This is a genomic window from Corynebacterium sp., assembly GCF_030530965.1.
GTDB lineage: Bacteria > Actinomycetota > Actinomycetes > Mycobacteriales > Mycobacteriaceae > Corynebacterium.
Genome location: NZ_JAUMTY010000019.1, coordinates 24931 through 41252, shown reverse-complemented (window position 1 = coordinate 41252; position 16322 = coordinate 24931). Strand labels below are relative to the sequence as shown.

Annotated in this window: 13 protein-coding genes; 1 reads left to right on the top strand and 12 read right to left on the bottom strand. The window is 58.3% G+C overall.

The annotated features are described in order from the left end of the window. The 3 genes from Q3981_RS05345 to glmM all read right to left on the bottom strand — a co-directional run. Positions 1–326, bottom strand: a 326-nt coding sequence (locus Q3981_RS05345) for a hypothetical protein (RefSeq protein ID WP_303124399.1), incomplete at its 3' end; no start/stop codon positions are given. Then, the gene (locus Q3981_RS05340; RefSeq protein WP_303124398.1) at positions 323–649 is read right to left on the bottom strand and encodes a hypothetical protein; all 327 of its coding nucleotides are present in this window, start codon (positions 647–649) and stop codon (positions 323–325) included. The genes Q3981_RS05345 and Q3981_RS05340, both read right to left, overlap by 4 nt. Before the next feature lie 149 nt (positions 650–798). Further along, complete coding sequence (gene glmM / locus Q3981_RS05335) at positions 799–2142, bottom strand: phosphoglucosamine mutase (RefSeq protein ID WP_046205094.1); 1344 nt, start codon at positions 2140–2142, stop codon at positions 799–801. A 424-nt stretch (positions 2143–2566) separates the two neighbouring features. On the opposite strand from glmM, the gene Q3981_RS05330 reads away from it, so the two are divergent. Beyond that, positions 2567–4681 carry an acyltransferase family protein gene (locus Q3981_RS05330; RefSeq protein ID WP_303124397.1) on the top strand — a complete coding sequence of 705 codons (2115 nt, stop codon included), beginning with the start codon at positions 2567–2569 and terminating at the stop codon, positions 4679–4681. A gap of 192 nt (positions 4682–4873) precedes the next feature. Here Q3981_RS05330 and rpsI read toward each other — a convergent pair whose 3' ends face one another. The 9 genes from rpsI to eccCa all read right to left on the bottom strand — a co-directional run bounded on the left by rpsI (position 4874) and on the right by eccCa (position 16307). Next, on the bottom strand, positions 4874–5413 hold the full coding sequence (gene rpsI, locus Q3981_RS05325; RefSeq protein WP_012732358.1) for a 30S ribosomal protein S9: 540 nt from the start codon (positions 5411–5413) through the stop codon (positions 4874–4876). Next, positions 5413–5856 (bottom strand): 50S ribosomal protein L13, encoded by a 444-nt coding sequence (gene rplM, locus Q3981_RS05320; RefSeq protein WP_041629580.1) that lies wholly within the window; start codon positions 5854–5856, stop codon positions 5413–5415. The genes rpsI and rplM overlap by 1 nt, the downstream gene beginning before the upstream one ends. A 332-nt stretch (positions 5857–6188) precedes the next feature. Further along, positions 6189–7472 carry a PLP-dependent aminotransferase family protein gene (locus Q3981_RS05315; RefSeq protein ID WP_303124396.1) on the bottom strand — a complete coding sequence of 428 codons (1284 nt, stop codon included), beginning with the start codon at positions 7470–7472 and terminating at the stop codon, positions 6189–6191. A 36-nt stretch (positions 7473–7508) separates the two neighbouring features. Beyond that, complete coding sequence (locus Q3981_RS05310; protein WP_303124395.1) at positions 7509–8480, bottom strand: ABC transporter substrate-binding protein; 972 nt, start codon at positions 8478–8480, stop codon at positions 7509–7511. Continuing rightward, a complete protein-coding gene (locus Q3981_RS05305; RefSeq protein WP_303124394.1) occupies positions 8467–9483 on the bottom strand; it encodes an ABC transporter substrate-binding protein in 1017 nt (338 codons plus the stop codon). Before Q3981_RS05305 ends, Q3981_RS05310 begins: the two co-directional genes overlap by 14 nt. Before the next feature lie 149 nt (positions 9484–9632). After that, the gene (locus Q3981_RS05300; protein WP_221923187.1) at positions 9633–9926 is read right to left on the bottom strand and encodes a WXG100 family type VII secretion target; all 294 of its coding nucleotides are present in this window, start codon (positions 9924–9926) and stop codon (positions 9633–9635) included. Between the two features lie 60 nt (positions 9927–9986). Then, entirely contained in the window at positions 9987–10298 is a 312-nt protein-coding gene (locus Q3981_RS05295) for a WXG100 family type VII secretion target (protein ID WP_012732365.1), read from the bottom strand. Positions 10299–10529: 231 nt separating this feature from the next. Further along, the gene (locus Q3981_RS05290) at positions 10530–12128 is read right to left on the bottom strand and encodes a type VII secretion-associated protein (RefSeq protein ID WP_303124393.1); all 1599 of its coding nucleotides are present in this window, start codon (positions 12126–12128) and stop codon (positions 10530–10532) included. A 48-nt stretch (positions 12129–12176) separates the two neighbouring features. Next, positions 12177–16307 carry a type VII secretion protein EccCa gene (gene eccCa, locus Q3981_RS05285; RefSeq protein ID WP_303124392.1) on the bottom strand — a complete coding sequence of 1377 codons (4131 nt, stop codon included), beginning with the start codon at positions 16305–16307 and terminating at the stop codon, positions 12177–12179. Between the last annotated feature and the right edge of the window lie 15 nt (positions 16308–16322).

Sequence of the window (16322 nt, the reverse complement as noted above, 5' to 3'; positions counted from 1 at the left end):
CCGTCGGCAAGAGAAATGAGCCACTCGCCGACCTTGTCCACCGCCTCGCTAATCAACCCCTCAGCGACGTCGACAAGTGAATCAGATGCCCGGCCACCACTGCTGCGCACGGCCATAAAATACGGGATCATGCGCCGTAAGGTGTCGGCACTCTCCCGCAAAGGATCCCATTCCACACCCGACGCGCGCATGACATCAATCTTTAATTGGTTCCCAGACACCACCGGGTGATACAACACTCCGGAAAAAGCGGCTCCCAACATGAGAGCATGGCTTGCTGCCGAATACTCTGCCGCACTCTCAACTTGCTGGGACAGGGTGCTCATCGCACCACCACCGCTTCCGCCGAAGGGTCCAAGTTCGCGAATGCAGCGCTACTGGCATCATCGGCCCCGACAATTTGGGACACAACACTATCCGCTGATAGCCCCTGAGCAGCGGCAACCTCACACGCCCGACGGGACAACTCCCGGAGTTGGTCCAGCTCACCCGCAATAGCCAACCCCTCCTGCACCCACGAAAAACCGGTATGCACGGGCATAAATGGCACTGGCGAGCCAACGATCACTGATTCGACATCCTGCCCCGCACTCGCATACAACGACGAGCGCGCGGACGCCTCTGGTGCAGAGACAACAAGCTCCCCCATTACATCCCCCCTGAAATTCGTAGCGATTATTTCATGGCTGATGCCATGATCCCCACCGCAAAATTATGCCAGACAGCTGCGACATCGCCCACCCCTCACATCATCCGCACATAGTGCTATAGATCACACGGTCGCAGCGCGTCCACTAGTTACACACTTGCGACCACGGCAGCCAACCGACCAGCGATTTTCCGCGCCGTGGCACCGTCGCCGGCCTCCACCATCACGCGGAAAAGTTCCTCGGTGCCAGATGGACGCAAGAGCACGCGACCCGATTCGCCCAGCTCCTCCTCGGCCTCAGTAATCGCCGTCCGAACAGCCTCGTCATTGGTAATGGCCGCTTTGTCGGTGACCGGCACATTGATCAACGTCTGCGGGAGAACCCTCATCACCGACGCCAACTCGGACAAGGTCTTCCCCGTTTGAGCCATCCGTGCCATCACGCTCAGACCGGTGAGTGTCCCGTCGCCCGTCGTCCCGTGTTCGGGGATGACGATGTGTCCGGACTGCTCACCACCCAGGCTGTAATCACCGGCATTCAGGTCTGCGAGCACATAGCGGTCGCCGACCTTCGTCGTCCGGACCTCAATACCCTGTTCTTTCATCGCAAGTTTGAGACCAAGGTTCGACATCACCGTTGCGACGAGGGTCGACTTTTTCAGTTCCCCGCCTTCTTTCATCGCGATCGCGAGGATCGCCATGATCTGGTCGCCGTCGACAACATTGCCTTCGGAATCGACGGCCAAACAGCGGTCTGCATCGCCATCGTGCGCGAGCCCCAGGTCAGCGTGATGTTCCAGCACAGCGCGTTGCAAAACATCGATATGCGTCGATCCGCAATTTTCATTGATGTTGAAGGCGTTGGGTTTATTAAAAATGGGGACGACATCGGCGCCAGCGGCCTGATACGCCATGGGCGCAGCCGTCGACGCAGCACCATTAGCGCAATCCACCACGACCCGAATTCCATCCAAGGGCGTCGGCACAGCCCCCGCGAGGTGGAACAAATAGCGCTCCAAAGCGTCGGGAGATTCCTCGACAATACGACCAATCCCCGCCCCCGTCGGACCAGTCTCAGACAACTCCAACATGGTGGCTTCGATCTCCGCCTCGACCGCGTCGTCAAGTTTGAGCCCACCCGCCGCGAAGAATTTGATTCCGTTATCCGGCATAGGGTTGTGGCTTGCGGAAATGACAACGCCCATGTCAGCGCCATAATCATCGGTCAGAAACGCCACAGCAGGGGTTGGAATGACGCCCACGCGGAGGACGTCGACACCCTGGCTTGCCATCCCTGCCGACAACGCGGCAGACAACATCTCCCCCGACACACGCGGGTCACGCCCCACAACAGCGACAGGCCGACGGCCACCCTTCCGGTTGGCGGTCAGCACCTTCGCCGCAGCGGACCCCAACTTCATTGCCAACGGCGCAGTTAACGTCTTATTTGCAAGACCACGAACACCATCAGTGCCGAAGTAACGTCGTCCCATCTGGTCTACCCTTTCCCACTGTTCAGCATTGGCGTTTCGGTGTGTGCGCTTCACAACCCTAGCTACCGCAATCCGGCAGCCCGAGTTGGAGCGCTTACGCCCGGGATGCTTTATAACTGAGCCAACAGTCTAATAGGACAGGTCCCATAACACCGCACTGTGCAAAAACAGGCTGTGGATAACTACGCGTGCACCCACAAACTGTGGATAAGTCGCCTGTTGGTGGGCGATATGCCGCCCGCCCATTTCGATTTGATGTCGATCCACTACCAATATGTAGCCGGTAACCCGATATCCGTGACTAGATATGTAGCTAGTTCCCCGTTATCGCGCGCCACGATATACGCTATGTCATCGGCGCCGCTGTACTCTTGCGGATCCGCCTTGCTCCTGTTGTTCACTTATCGACGTACCGGGAAGTTGTATGCCACGCCCCGTAGGAAAATCCACCTATCTCCCTGGATTAGACGGCCTCCGCGCCATCGCTGTCATCGCTGTTCTGCTCTACCACCTGTCGGTTCCGTATTCCGACGGAGGGCTACTCGGTGTCGGCGTCTTTTTCACCCTGTCGGGGTATTTGATCACGTCGATCCTGGTCAGGCAATGGGACCGTGATGGTCGTATTAAGTTTGGTCAATTCTGGCTTCGACGTTTCCGCCGGCTGTTACCAGCGGTTATTACCGTATTGATTACGGTCATGATGCTCACCGCGTTCCTCGACCACGGGAGTTTAGCGAAGCGTGGCTGGGAAGCACTTTCCGCGCTGTTCTATTACAACAACTGGTACGAAATCGTCGCAGGTGATTCGTACTTCGACATGTTTGGTGGGCCGCAACCGCTCAGTCACATGTGGTCGCTGGCGGTGGAAGAGCAGTTCTATCTCGTGTGGCCGTTTGTGTTCACCGCCATCACTTTCCTGTGGCAGCGTCGTAAGCATTCGCATGGTTTCGCTGCTGTTACGTGCTTGATTTTGGCTGCCATATCGGGCGCGTGGATGGCTTACTTGGTCGAGCCCGGCGTCGATCACACTCGCGTTTACGAAGGAACGGATACTCGCGCATTAGGGCTGCTGATTGGTGCGTCTCTGGCTTTCGTGTGGAAGCCCGGCGTCGCCGCCTCCAACGCTTCAGGATCCGACAGCACACAAGCTTCACGGTCCTGGCGTTCCAACGCACTCGCCCGACATCTTCTTGACCTCGTCGGGCTGGCCGGCTTGGCCGTCGTCATTGTCATGATGGTTCGTACCGACGATAACGCCATGTGGCTCTACCAGGGAGGATTCGCAGTTCTCGCCCTGGCCACCGCTGCGGCACTGTTGCCCCTTGCCGACGAGCACTCGTGGATGACCCGCATCGTTGGTCTTCCGCCTCTGCGCTGGCTGGGCGAGCGCTCCTACGGCATCTACCTCTGGCACATGCCTGTGATTGCGTTCGCGCCCGATGGGTTCGTCGAAAATCACTTGATTATTGCTGGGCCTGTACTGTCCGCGATATCTGTCATTCTGGCTGCCCTGTCCTGGACATTGATCGAGGACCCGATCCGCCGGCATGGAGTTGTTGCGCTGGCACGTAAGTGGTGGTCAGGCCACGTGTCGGAAAACGCCTCCGGCACCGCAGCGAGCCCGGCAGTCTCTCGCCGACGGGGGACGCCGCCGGTCCTCACCGGGGTTGCCTCGGTCATCCTTCTCGCGATTCTCGCCGCCGGATTGCCTAAAGCTCTTGCCGACGGGTCTAATGGCTCGTCGTCCAACGATCCGATGGCTGCGATCGGCGGCAGTGGTACCGACGGGGCTGTCAAAGTCGGCGGAGACAACGGTAATCGGCAGGGAAACGGTGCCGACAACCCCGACGCAGCGTCGGCAGGCGATAAGAACGGTAAAGCCGCTGCTCAGGGGCGGAATACTGGGATTGACTGCTCAACGGTGATCCATATTGGCGATTCCACCTCTATCGCGCTTAATTCGCCCGACTACCTGCCGGATCCGGCGGACCGTGTGGGCGCGCAATACAAGCGCGTGGGCGCGAAGGATGTGTACCTGGACATCAAGGGCGCGCGGGCTGTCATCGAGCGGTATAAAGATGATCCGAACGCCACGGAAGTCGTCACCAACATGGAGAGCCACCACTACAAAGACGCGTGCTGGGTGATGGCGATTGGAACGAACGACGCCGCTAATGTCACCGCTGGCAATCAGACGTCGGCAGAGGACCGTATCCGCACGATTATGGACATTGTCAAAGACGAAAAGCACGTGCTGTGGCCGACGGTGAAGACCGTGAACGCTGCCCAGTCCGCCTACGCTAACTCGGGTATGCAGCATTACGACGAGGCGCTGCGGAAGATGTGCAAGGAGTACCCCAACCTGCGTCTTTACGATTGGGCCGGTGAGGTTCAAGATGACTGGTTCATTGACGACGGGATCCATCCGAATACCGTGGGTGCCAAGGAAAAAGGTCGACGTTTTGCCGACGCCCTGACACAGGCGTTCCCGAAGGGGAAGAAGCCCGCCAGCCAGTGCACGGTCGGTAGCGGCGACTGAGATGTGTGAAGGCGCTGGCTTCACACTGTCGCCGGCGCTGGCCCAGCGAGCCAAGCGGTCTATTTAAGCCAACGGCGCGTACGTCGTCGTCGATATAGATATAGGAAAACCCCTTGCTCTGCCGAATTGTGTGGCAGGACAAGGGGTTGTGTGCGTCGAACGCAACCCGGAACAAGCCGGGTAAAGCGATATTTAACGCTTGGAGTACTGCGGAGCGCGACGAGCTTTGTGCAAACCAGCCTTCTTGCGCTCAACCTCGCGAGCATCGCGGGTGAGGAAGCCAGCCTTCTTGAGGGCGCTGCGGTCAGCCGGGTTGTAGGCGTTCAGCGCACGGGCAATCGCCAGGCGGAAAGCGCCGGCCTGACCCGAGGGGCCACCGCCCTTGAGGTTCGCCTTGATGTCGAACTGGCCCTCACGCTCAATGAGGGTGAGAGGAGCCTTGATGAGCTGCTGGTGCAGCTTGTTCGGGAAGTAGTCTTCCAGGGCGCGACCGTTACAAGTGAACTCGCCGGAGCCGGCGGTCATAACGACGCGAACAACGGCGCGCTTACGACGCCCCACGGTCTGGATCGGGAAGTCGCGCTGCTCGGGTTCAGCAACTGCTTCTTCTTCAACCTCAGTGGCGACGGAATCGCCGATGGTGGAAACGAACTCTTCGCTCGCTGCCTGAGCGGCGATGAAGTCGGCCTCGTTGGCCTCGTCCTGAATCTGGTTTTCGGTGTTCTCGCTCACTACTGTGCCACCTGCTTGATCTCGTAGTTCTCGGGCTTCTGGGCAGCGTGACGGTGCTCGCTACCTGCGTACACGTGAAGCTTCTTGATAGATGCGCGGGAAAGCTTGTTGTGCGGCATCATACCGGCGATAGCTTCTTCGATGACGCGTTCCGGGTGCACCTCGAGCGAACGACCCAGGGTCATGGTGGTCAGACCACCCGGGTATCCGGAGTGACGGTAACGGAACTCACGCTCGCGCTTGTTTGCGGAAACGCGAACCTTGTCGGCGTTGATGATGATGACGTGGTCGCCACAGTCAACGTTCGGTGCAAAAATCGGCTTACGCTTGCCGCGCAGCAGGTCAGCAGCCTCAACAGCGAGGCGGCCGAGCACCACGTCGGCGGCGTCGATGACGTACCACTTACGGGTAATGTCACCGCTCTTCGGGTGGAAAGTAGACAACATGACTCCTTGAAAGTCTGTCTGGAACTGCCAGCCACATAATTGAACAGGCTAACTACCGTCAGTCTGCTGCCGCGGCGGCCGGTGGAGACCCGCGACTCGTGTCACATTGCCAATGTGGCGTTGTATCAGCGTCAACAGCGCGGAAATCGTAGTTCCTATCACTGAATCAACGCTGCATCGACAACTCGACACACAGATAGTTGAGAGTACCGGAATAGGTGTGAGCAGTTCAAGTGAGCGGGCATTGCTAGCCGACGCTCGTTATGCGGGGTGGCCGACGCTCGTTATGGGAGGAGTCCGCTCTCCCTCGCGCGGCGCCCACTCTCCCCCTAACGCAGAGCATTCTGCAGCACTGTGGCGAACCGCTCCATCCCCGTCTTCATCACCGGAATGCTATTCCCCGCGAAGGAAAACCGTATGGAAAGCTGCCCTTCCAGTTTCGTGTCCGCGTCGATCGTCGTACTGTCTTTTCTTTCGACGTTCCGATAGACCGAAGTCGGCTGGGAGTCGTGTGGGAAGAATTCCGTGCCCGGGACGAAAGCGATCTCGTGTTCTATTGCGTCGTCGATGAGCGACAGCGTATTCACCTGTGGACGTAATTCGTCCGGGAAATCTATCCACACAAACATGCCGCCATCGGGGTCGGTGATATGCGTCCCATCGGGAACGATGTCGAGTAATTGTGTACGCAGGGCATTACATCGGGCCTGATAGGTTGCCCGCATCGTTCCCAGGGCGCGGTCGCGCGAGGAGACGCCGTCCGGTTCTACCCTGTCGAGCCACAGTGCGGCAGCGCGCTGGTCGATCACGGACCCGTGCAGCGTCGATACTTGTTTGGCAACCACCATTGGTTGGAGTAGCCAATCTGGTATCAGTGCGGCCCCGATACGGAATGCTGGCGACAGGAATTTCGACAGGCTGGCCAGGTAAACCGCGCCGGATTCGGACTCGTAGGCGTGACAGAGCGGTTCGCGCGCGTTTCCGTCGAAGGCTAAGGGCGAATACGCGTCGTCTTCGACCAGTAAACTTCGTTGACCTGCGAGAACGCGCCGTACCTCTTCTTTCCGACGCTCGCTCATTGAGCGGCCGGTGGGGTTTTGGAAGACCGGGATGAGGTAGGTGATGACGGGGTCGTAGTCCCGTAGTGCGCGCTCGAGTTCTGAGGGGATGATGCCGTTATCGTCGCAGGGCACGGGGATGACTCGCGCTCCGGCCATGGTGAATGCTTGGATGGCCGCGGGGTAGGTGGGGGCTTCGACTAGGACCGTGTCCCCTGGGTTGATGATGACGCGGGCGAGTAAAAACAGTATTTCTTGGCTGCCGGTGGAGATGAGGATGTTGTCCGCGCGGGCGGGCAGGTGCCGGCGTTGCATTTCCCGAGCCATTGCTTGCCGGAGTTCGGGTTCGCCTTCTGTGACGGAGTATTGGAAGACATCGGGCCCGCTGTCGTCTAGCACCGTGCGGACGCATTCCGTGATGCCCGATGTGTCCAGGAGTGTGGGGTCGGGGGCTCCGCCGGCGAAGCTGATGAAGTCGTCGTGGCTGATGTATCCCAGGAGGTCTCGGGTCATGGAGCGGGCGACGTGGGAGAATTCGCGGTTGAGCGGTAGCAATGGGCTCCTCTGGGTCGGTCGGTCTGTCGTCAGGTGTCAGGAAGACACGGGCGGGTTTATTTGGGCTTCGGGGATGTCGGATCCCTTGTTGGCCCACGCGTCCATGATTGTTTTCATGGTGCCATTATCAATGAGCTCTTGCGTGGCGGCTCGAATGGCTTCTGCCAGGGGTCGATTGTTTTGCGCAACGATCGCTGCCTTGGGCGCCCGGTTCACGATAGTGCCGACGGTGTCGAGGCGCCCTTGGGATTGGTTCACTGCGTAGGAGACTATCGGCGAATCTGCCACCATGACGTCGGCTTTTCTTCCCACGACGGCCGTGGACGCGTCGGTTTGGTTTTTGTAGCTTTGGATGGTCAGCTTTTCGCCGCTGCCGCAGTGGGACGCTTCTTCGGTCACGACTTCTTCGTGCAGGGACCCTGTTTGCACAGCTACGGAGTGCCCACACAGGTGCTCCGGGTCGACGTTTTTGGGATTTCCTTTGGCGACCCCGAATGCTCGCCCGGAGTCGTACAGACTGACCATGTTCACTTGTTTCATTCGCTCTTCATTGATGGTGAATGCGGAGATTCCGGCGTCGAATTTCGTGCCGACGGACGGAATGATGCTGTCGAAAGTTGAGTTGCGGATGTCTGCGTGGAGACCCATCACGCGCGCGAGTGCCCGCGTGAGGTCTATTTCGAATCCTTCGAGGGTTTTGCCATCGGAGCCGACGAATTCGGCGGGCGCGTAGTCGGCCGAGGTCCCAACGATGAGCGTTCCACGAGACTTGATCGGCTCAGGCACTGTCTTCGCGATGTCATCGTTGGTGGTGAGGGCATCGATTGTGGACTCTATTGCGTTATTTCCAGTTGGGCTTTCTTCGGATTTATATGTGCAGCCGGATAGCACTCCTGCGATAACGAGCGTCAGTGCCGCAACGATGGTGGCGCGGTGGCTGGCGTAGCGGCTCGTAGTCGTGCGCTGTCTGGCGTGTTGACTGTCGCGCTGGGGTTTATGCGTCATCATCTGGCTTGGGGTTGAGTTGCGATTCGGAAATGAAGGAATCTTCGGTTCCCCATTTGGCCAGGATTTTCTTCATCGTCCCGTCGTCGATGAGCTTTTGGATGGCGGCATGGATGGCGTCGGCAAGTTGGGTGTCATTCTTGGCGACGATCGCGGCTTTAGGAGTGGAGTCGACGACTTTTCCGATCGGCTGGACGCGCCCTTTGGATTGCTTCTCTGCATAGTCGACGACGGGCGAGTCGGAGAACCAGAGGTCAGCTTTTCCTCCGGCGACGGCGGTGGCGACGTCTGCAGAGTTTTTGTACGACTGGATCGTGACTCCCTTTTTGCCGTTGTGTTTGCACTCGTCGTTCTTGTCGTTGGCCATTTCCTCGTAGACGGAGCCGGTGAGGACGGCGACGGAGTCACCACAAATGTCGCTGGGGTCGATGTCCCGCGGGTTGTCTTTGAGGACGGAGTATTTGGTCCCCGATGTGTACAGAGTGACCATGTTGGTGTGTTCGAGGCGTTCGGGTTTCACATCGAACGATGAAAATCCTGCGTCGTATTTGGTGCCGACGGATGCTACGAGGCTGTCGAAGCTTGCGTTGGTGAATTGCGTGGTGAGTCCGAAGAGGTCTCCGACGGCTTTGGCCATGTCGATTTCGGCGCCTTCGATGGTTTTCCCATCGTTTCCGATGAATTCGAGTGGGGCGAAGTCCGCCGACGTTCCCACGGTGAAGGTGCCTTTTTGTTTCAGCGCTGCGGGTACGGAGTTGGCGATGGCGTCGTCTTTAGGAACTGAGATCGTTTCGGTGGGGTCGTCGGATGTTCCCGCTCCTTCGGAGTTGTAGGTACATCCGGCAACACTGACGCCGACGAGGGTTGCGCACGTTCCCAGTGTGGCGACAGCGCGGGCCAGCGTGTAGGGCCGTTGTGTGCCCGCGGCTGACTGTCCCGGTGCCGTTGACCGACGGTGGGTCGCTGTGCGCGGGAAGCTGGACCGCACTGAACGCAGAAAATTCATTCCTTGAATTTTATTTACCGTTTTCGTGCAGTTCAACTGTGATGATGAATAATCACTGCATGAATTGGTGAATTTCTCCATTGACGGCTTCCACGCTGCCCTCGTCAACCCACCTGTGAGTCCTTGGGAGTTACGCTAACGGTTTTACGCTAACTCCAGGATGCTGCAGCCGAGCGGTTGATATCGCTCATGGAATCATTGCTGTCTGCCACTGCCCTTGCGATGGTGGCAAGGACTTGGTTGAGGTCGGCTGCGGCGGTGTCCCATTGTTGCTGGGCTGCCTGATATGCAGAGGCAGATTCACCGGTCCAGGTGCTGACCATGGGTGCCAGCTGGCTTTTGAGCTCATCGAGTAAGCCGTTGATCCGTGCTGATGTTTGGGTGATGTCTCCGCTGGCTGCCGCGATGTCGCCGAAGCTGTAGTGGATCATATCGGTGCTCATAGTGCTGTTCTCTTTCTTCCTTATGTTTTTCGTGGTTGGTCAGAGTGACGGCGCGAAGGTTTATAAAGACAAGCCGCCTAGCTGGGTGAATGATGCGGCGTTCTGTTCTTCGGTGGTGGCGAATGCCGAGGCGTTCGCGCGAATGTTGTCTGATATGGAGCTCAGCGCTTCACGGAGCCGAAGCGCGGCGTCGTTCCATTGGGCCATGAGTTCGCCGAAGGCGACGCTGGCGTTTCCTTTCCACGCTCCCGCTACGCCGTCGACAGTGCCTTGTAGGCGTTGAAGTTCTGCTTGGACTTGGTCATTGACGGCATCCACTTTCCCAGCCGTCGTGGTCATCAGTTCGTGTTCGGTAGCAAAAAGCCCGCTCATTGGTTCCCCCGTCTTAGTGAAATGTGTTGATATCGGATTCCGCCCCCACGGCCTCGTTACAATCCCGAGGTTTTCCGTGGTGTTGTGGCGGTGTATGAGTACAGACTCATTAGTCGTCGATCGGTTCCCACCTATTTAAAATTTTTTCTGGCGGGTGCCTTTTCGCACCCACGATTAACTGCCTTGACCCTATATGCTGGGCAAATACGCCTACTGGAATGGATTTCCGCATCATGAGGGCATGACTTCCGCACTGCGCGCGGCGGTCGAGCATGCCGCTGTGCGTTTCGCGGTGAGCTCCCCTTTCCATTGGCATCCGACGCTGACTTGTTTTCCTTCTTGCAAAAATGTCGTCCACTGAACCACCGATCCGCCTTCTGGGCGTTCTTCGTAGCTCACGGCACCTTGTCGCCACGCGGATTCGGGCGCGTAGTTGGAAAACTCAGCGCGGGTTTGGACCATTGATTCCACGTGTTCACGGAGGTGTGCGTCGGTCACGTCTGGTTGGACGGGATGCCCTGAGACCAGGATCCGTATGTCTTCATCCGCAGGATCTTCCAAAATGAGGCGCTCCGGCGTCGACGAGTGAGACCGTATCCATCCAGAAGTCAGGGCCGCCCGGACAATTCCGTTATCGACGATTCCTCCTGGCTGATCGTGGTGGTCGCTACTTGCTGGCGTGGCGGATAGTGCTGTTTGTCCCCCGGTTGCATCGTTCCCCTCTGCCCGCTCGTCGCCATCAATGTGTTGAGAGTTGGCCTCTGCTTGATTCGTTTGCTCATGATTTCCGCCGCTGCGCAGTGTGACGGCGAGAGCTGTCCCGATGAGGACAAGGGTGCACATGGTGACCGCGAGCGCATTGCGGTGGCGGAGTAGGAACCCTCCACGCCGATAATCCCGGCGCGGCGGACGAAGGTCGGTTGCCTTTCGTTTCGTGGGGTTTGGTGAAACATCCTTATCCGTCCGCACCCTGTTGTGTGGGCTCTGTTGGGTTCGCCCTCCCCGAGGCAACGCGGTGTCATCCCCATCACGGTGCGTTTCGTTCCCCGCGCGGTGGGCCTCGTTGCCCATAGGGCGAACATCGTTGTGCGAATCGCGCGAGAGAACTCCGGCCATACGCGCCGAAATCTCTATCTCTTCGATGCCGACTCGCATCGCCGGAATGGACGCCTCGTTCAGCTTCTCCAGGGCATATTCAACAAGTTCAGCGCCCCGACCGGGCTTATTCGTCGCGGTGTCTGTAGCAACAACAAGGACTTCGACGCCCTCGGGTCCAATCAGGTCTCGCTCACGCGAACTCGGGACTCGGCCGGTCTCCACGGCAGATTCAATTTCTGCGCTCACGACGGCGATCAGGGGGTCCATGAAGGACTTTCCGTCACCGATGGGGACGAGGTCGGTCATTGCTTCGTCGGCGGGAAGTGTCAGTGCTGTTAGCCCCGCGTATTGCCCTGCGATGTGGAGGACGAACGAAATAGGGCGGAGAGCAGGCTCAATGCTACAGAGCGCGTCGGACATCGGGAGGATGGTAGGTGCGCTCTCTGTTAACGCCGAGCGTGCGAAGGAAGGGTCAGTATCCGGATGTTGGTATCGCTGTGCATCATCGTCGATGTAGTTATCAGCCCATCGTTTCCGACGGAGTAGACCCCACCATGACGGGCACAAAACAATGCGTTGTTCGGTTCGGCTGTTACGACCGATGGAGACAACGTCCGGGACGCTCTGACCTCGGCTGGACTCGGTGTGTCTTTTTATACGAGCCTGATGATTATCTGGAGGCATCGTCGGCGTAAAGCTTGGTGACGCGTAGTTCCTTGTCGTCGTACTCACAGTCACGTAGTTCCCCCTTGTGTCTCAACCCCGTTTAATTTTTCGGTGCTATTTCTGTTCGGTGTTATTACTGTCTGCCGTGATGTCGTCGGCTAAGTCCGTATCATCCGCGTTCGTGTCATCCGTGTCAGTGCCGGCAGGACTACATTTCTTGTCCTCTTCTTCGGCGCTGTCCTCCGGTGAAAGCTGCGCGCGTGCGAAATGAATTTCGCTGGTCGTCCCGTTAACAACGATGTGCGCTCGGCCTGGAAGAGCTGGCCGCAATGGCACCCCGAATAATGGGCCATCGTCTTTATCTGCGGATAGCAGCGCGACTACCCCGTTGATGGCACGCATTCCTGCGAGCAGAGGATCGTGAGCTGCGCGCATCATTCCTGATGCCCGTCGCGCCACAACAATATGCACCCCAATGTCACGAGCATGTGGAAGCACGCTGACAAATCCACTCATAACGGACGGCGAAATCGTGAGAAGGTCGTAATCGTCGATAAGAAGAAATATCTCTGGGCCGGACCACCACGATCTGTTCTTCAGCTCCTGCGGAGTGATGGAATCACCAGGCAGACGCATGTTCATGGTGGTGGTCAGCTGGGCAATCAAAGTGTCTGCGGCGGAGGGTGTCGAGGCGTATCCAGCGTCATAATCGCTCGGGACTTCTGCCAGCAAGGTTCGTCGTGGATCAATGACGACAATGGCCGCGGTTGGCACATCATCCGTGCTTGTTGCATCAACAGTGCTCGTCGCATCAGCTGCAGAGCCATCGGCTTTCGCGTCTTCATCCGTCGCCGGTTGCTTCCCGAAATTCTTCGGCTTATACGCGCTTGTAATTCCGTGGATGAGCGAGCGAAGCGTCTCTGTTCGTCCACTCTCCCCTTTTCCGACGATGAGCATGGCCGGGCTTGCCACCGTTGACCACGACCACGTTGATAGACGCACGCTCTCGCGGCCCATCGCGATCGCTGGAGGAAGAACGGGGTCGAGTTCCTCACGTGTGAGGACGTCGGGAAGAACCCGTAGCGCGGGAACTCGAGTGTCCCCTCGTTGCGCTGCTATGCGCGTCACCTCGGCAATGTCTTGGTTCGTTGAATGAACAACCAAGGCATGAAGGCTGGTCCCTTTCCATTTCACGATTGCGCGACCTGGGCGGCTGGGTATCCGTTCAGATAATTTCCTATCAATCAGTGACTCCAGGGGGTCTCCCAGCGATAATTCAATTTTCGTTCCGAGTAAGTCACGGATCTGGGGCCGCAGTGCGGACCATCTATTGGCCGTAATAATGACATGAATTCCTACCGAGAGGCCGTCTGCAATGAGGAGCCCGAGAGCATCGGCCACGTCGGGGAAATCTGTCGTTATGACGTGCCACCCGTCGATGACCACGAAGATGTCGCTGAGCCCATGCTCGCGGGCAGCATCGACGCCGGCCCACCCCTGCCGGAGCCATTCCTCCCGACGGTCCTCGGCTAACACAGCGACTTCATTGACCAGACGAAGGATGCGGTCATGTTCATGACGGTGAACCACGGCAACCGTGTGCGGCAATCGTTCCAGAGTTCCTAGGCCGGATCCGCCCATGTCCAGGACATAAAACTGCGCCTGATCACTGGTACGGGACAACGCCAACGTCGTGACCACACTTCGTGCCACGGTTGTTGTTCCTGACTGCGGGCCACCAATGATGCCGATATGTCCGGCTGATCCCCGCAGGTCAATGGCCCATGGGATTTGACGTTGGGTCCGTGGTGCGTCGATCAGGCCGATCGTTATCTGAAGACCTTCGTTGGAACAGGTGTGGTCACGTGTGAGACGACGAGTCCGAGTATTCAATTCGGACATGGTTAAGATGTCAGGTAAGGGCGGCAGCCATATCGTTCGGGCAGGTACAAAGCGTGCCACCTCCGATGCGCAGGGTCCGTCGATACTCAAACGGTCAATGGCAATGCGCAGAATCGTTGATGGTTGTGGCGACGCTGCCACCCCGCCGGAGGAACCAGCAGCCTCCGATGCAACCGAACCATTCCAGCGTCGGGAGACATAGGTGGCGCGAAATGCGGTAATGGAATCCCCACCCACTCGGGCGAGGCCATAACCGGGTTCCTTGGGAAGAGTGTGGGCGTCGTTGACGCCAAGAACAATCCTCGACTCCCCTGCAGAGAATGTGCGGAGCCCGATGCGGTAACTCAGATGAGCGTCGAGCCCCCGCAATCGTCCTTCTTCCAGTCGCTGCGTCGCTAAAAGAAGGTGGACCCCCAGAGAGCGCCCCAATCGACCAATCGCCACGAAGGTGTCGATGAAACCAGGATGCGCACTCAATAATTCCGAGAATTCATCAATAATGATGACGAGTGCCGGCAGAGGCGGATAATCACTGTCATCACCAGTTCCGCGGCCAGCATATTGACGCCGCATATCGGCGTATTCCACCGAGGACGACACCCCGTGCGCGCGAAGGAATTCTTGGCGCCGGGTCAATTCTCCCTGGAGAGCGTCCTCCATACGGTCAACGAGCGCGGATTCGTCGTCCAAGTTCGTGATCACCGCTGCAACATGGGGCAACCGTTCCATGCCTATGAACGTTGCGCCACCTTTGAAGTCAACAAGAACGAGGTTGAGCTGCTCAGGTGAATGCGACGCCACAAGCGAAAGCACCAAGGTTCGCAACAATTCGCTCTTGCCCGAACCGGTCGCACCGACGCATAAACCATGCGGCCCCGATCCACCCTCCGCAGATTCTTTGATGTCCAGGTAGAACGGGTCACCGTCACTGTTGAGGCCCAATGGGATGCGAAGACGCTCCGCTCCCCGCTTTTCAGTCCATGCCGACGACGGTGAGACCAGAAAAGGTGTCGCCACACCGAGCACAAGTTCTACTTCGTCGATTCCTCCCGAGGAGTGCTCAGCGAGCACGTCAGCCGTCGGCCGCGTGTACCGCGCCATCGAGCGGGCGAGAACATCAAGTTCCTGCTCAGAAAGCGTATCGGCCTGAGCAAATGTATCCAGGCCCGACGTCGTTAATGCCGAGATCATCCCATGATCAGCTCGAAGTGCGATGCCCTCGTCCGCAGCGTGAGCCTCCCACTGGTCCATCACATGTCGACGCTGCTGGCGCTGGGTTTCCGGCATCACATCCTCGTCAGGCGTGCCGACGACAATCACGCTGGTCACCGCCGGGTGATGGGCAACGGTGAGAGGCGCGGCACCGTCGATAATGAGAACAACTTGAGGCCCGGAGTCATCGCGAGAGGCAGAGGCTCCAGACATATCCGACCACAATTCGTCCAAGGCCGTCACGACTTCCTCGGGATCGGAGAACGCCTCCTGACCGTCCGAATGGGGAATCCATGGCAGCCATGGCCACGATCGCGGATGGCCGCACACCATAATCCGCACAGCCTCCGGACCATGCAGAGTGACTAACTGGGCCAGCAGCGAGCGAACGACTTTCCGACCGTCTGCCCCGCCGATGTACACCGTCGAAAAGTCACCCAGCGCCAGGCACACAGGAACATCTGAGAGCACCAATGATTCTCTGAGCGCGCGGCGCAAGGCCAGGGCACAAATCGGATCAATATCTTCCACAGCATTGGTTTCCCCAATACTCACGTGGGTTCGCGCACGTTGAGACGCGGTTCCGATGCGCACATGGGCAAAATCGTCGTCGTACCGACCCCGCTCCCACATGCGGTCACTTCCCACAAAAAGCGTCAAGGTGTGGGGATCGGGATCCACAAACTCCATCATGGAGCGCTGCTGTTCAGCGTCTTCCCTAGATTCACGCCGACATCGATCAATGTGCCTCAGATACACACGGCGTCGTTCGTCGACAGACTGAGCCTGATTCCCCGTCACCATCCCTACCATGGACGCAACCATGATCAGCGGGAAAAGGTAGGTCATAGGGTTGGCCGCGTTTCCGGAAACAACCATGATGGCGACCATCCCGAGCACCGCGACCACCATCACTAAAGGCAAGAGCCGACGAAAAAGCGGCTGCTGAGGGGAACGCGGGGCCTCTGGCGGCTGATCGACCGGGATTTCACGAGATTCTGGAAGCTCCGGGCACCATCTGTCGGCATAAGGAACGACTGTCTGTATCGACGTCGCTGCGGAGGAGTCATTGTTCCCGTCGGCATGCTCGGGTGAACGACGCACCACCGACTGCGCGGATGAATTCCCCACTGACTGCCCCCTAGC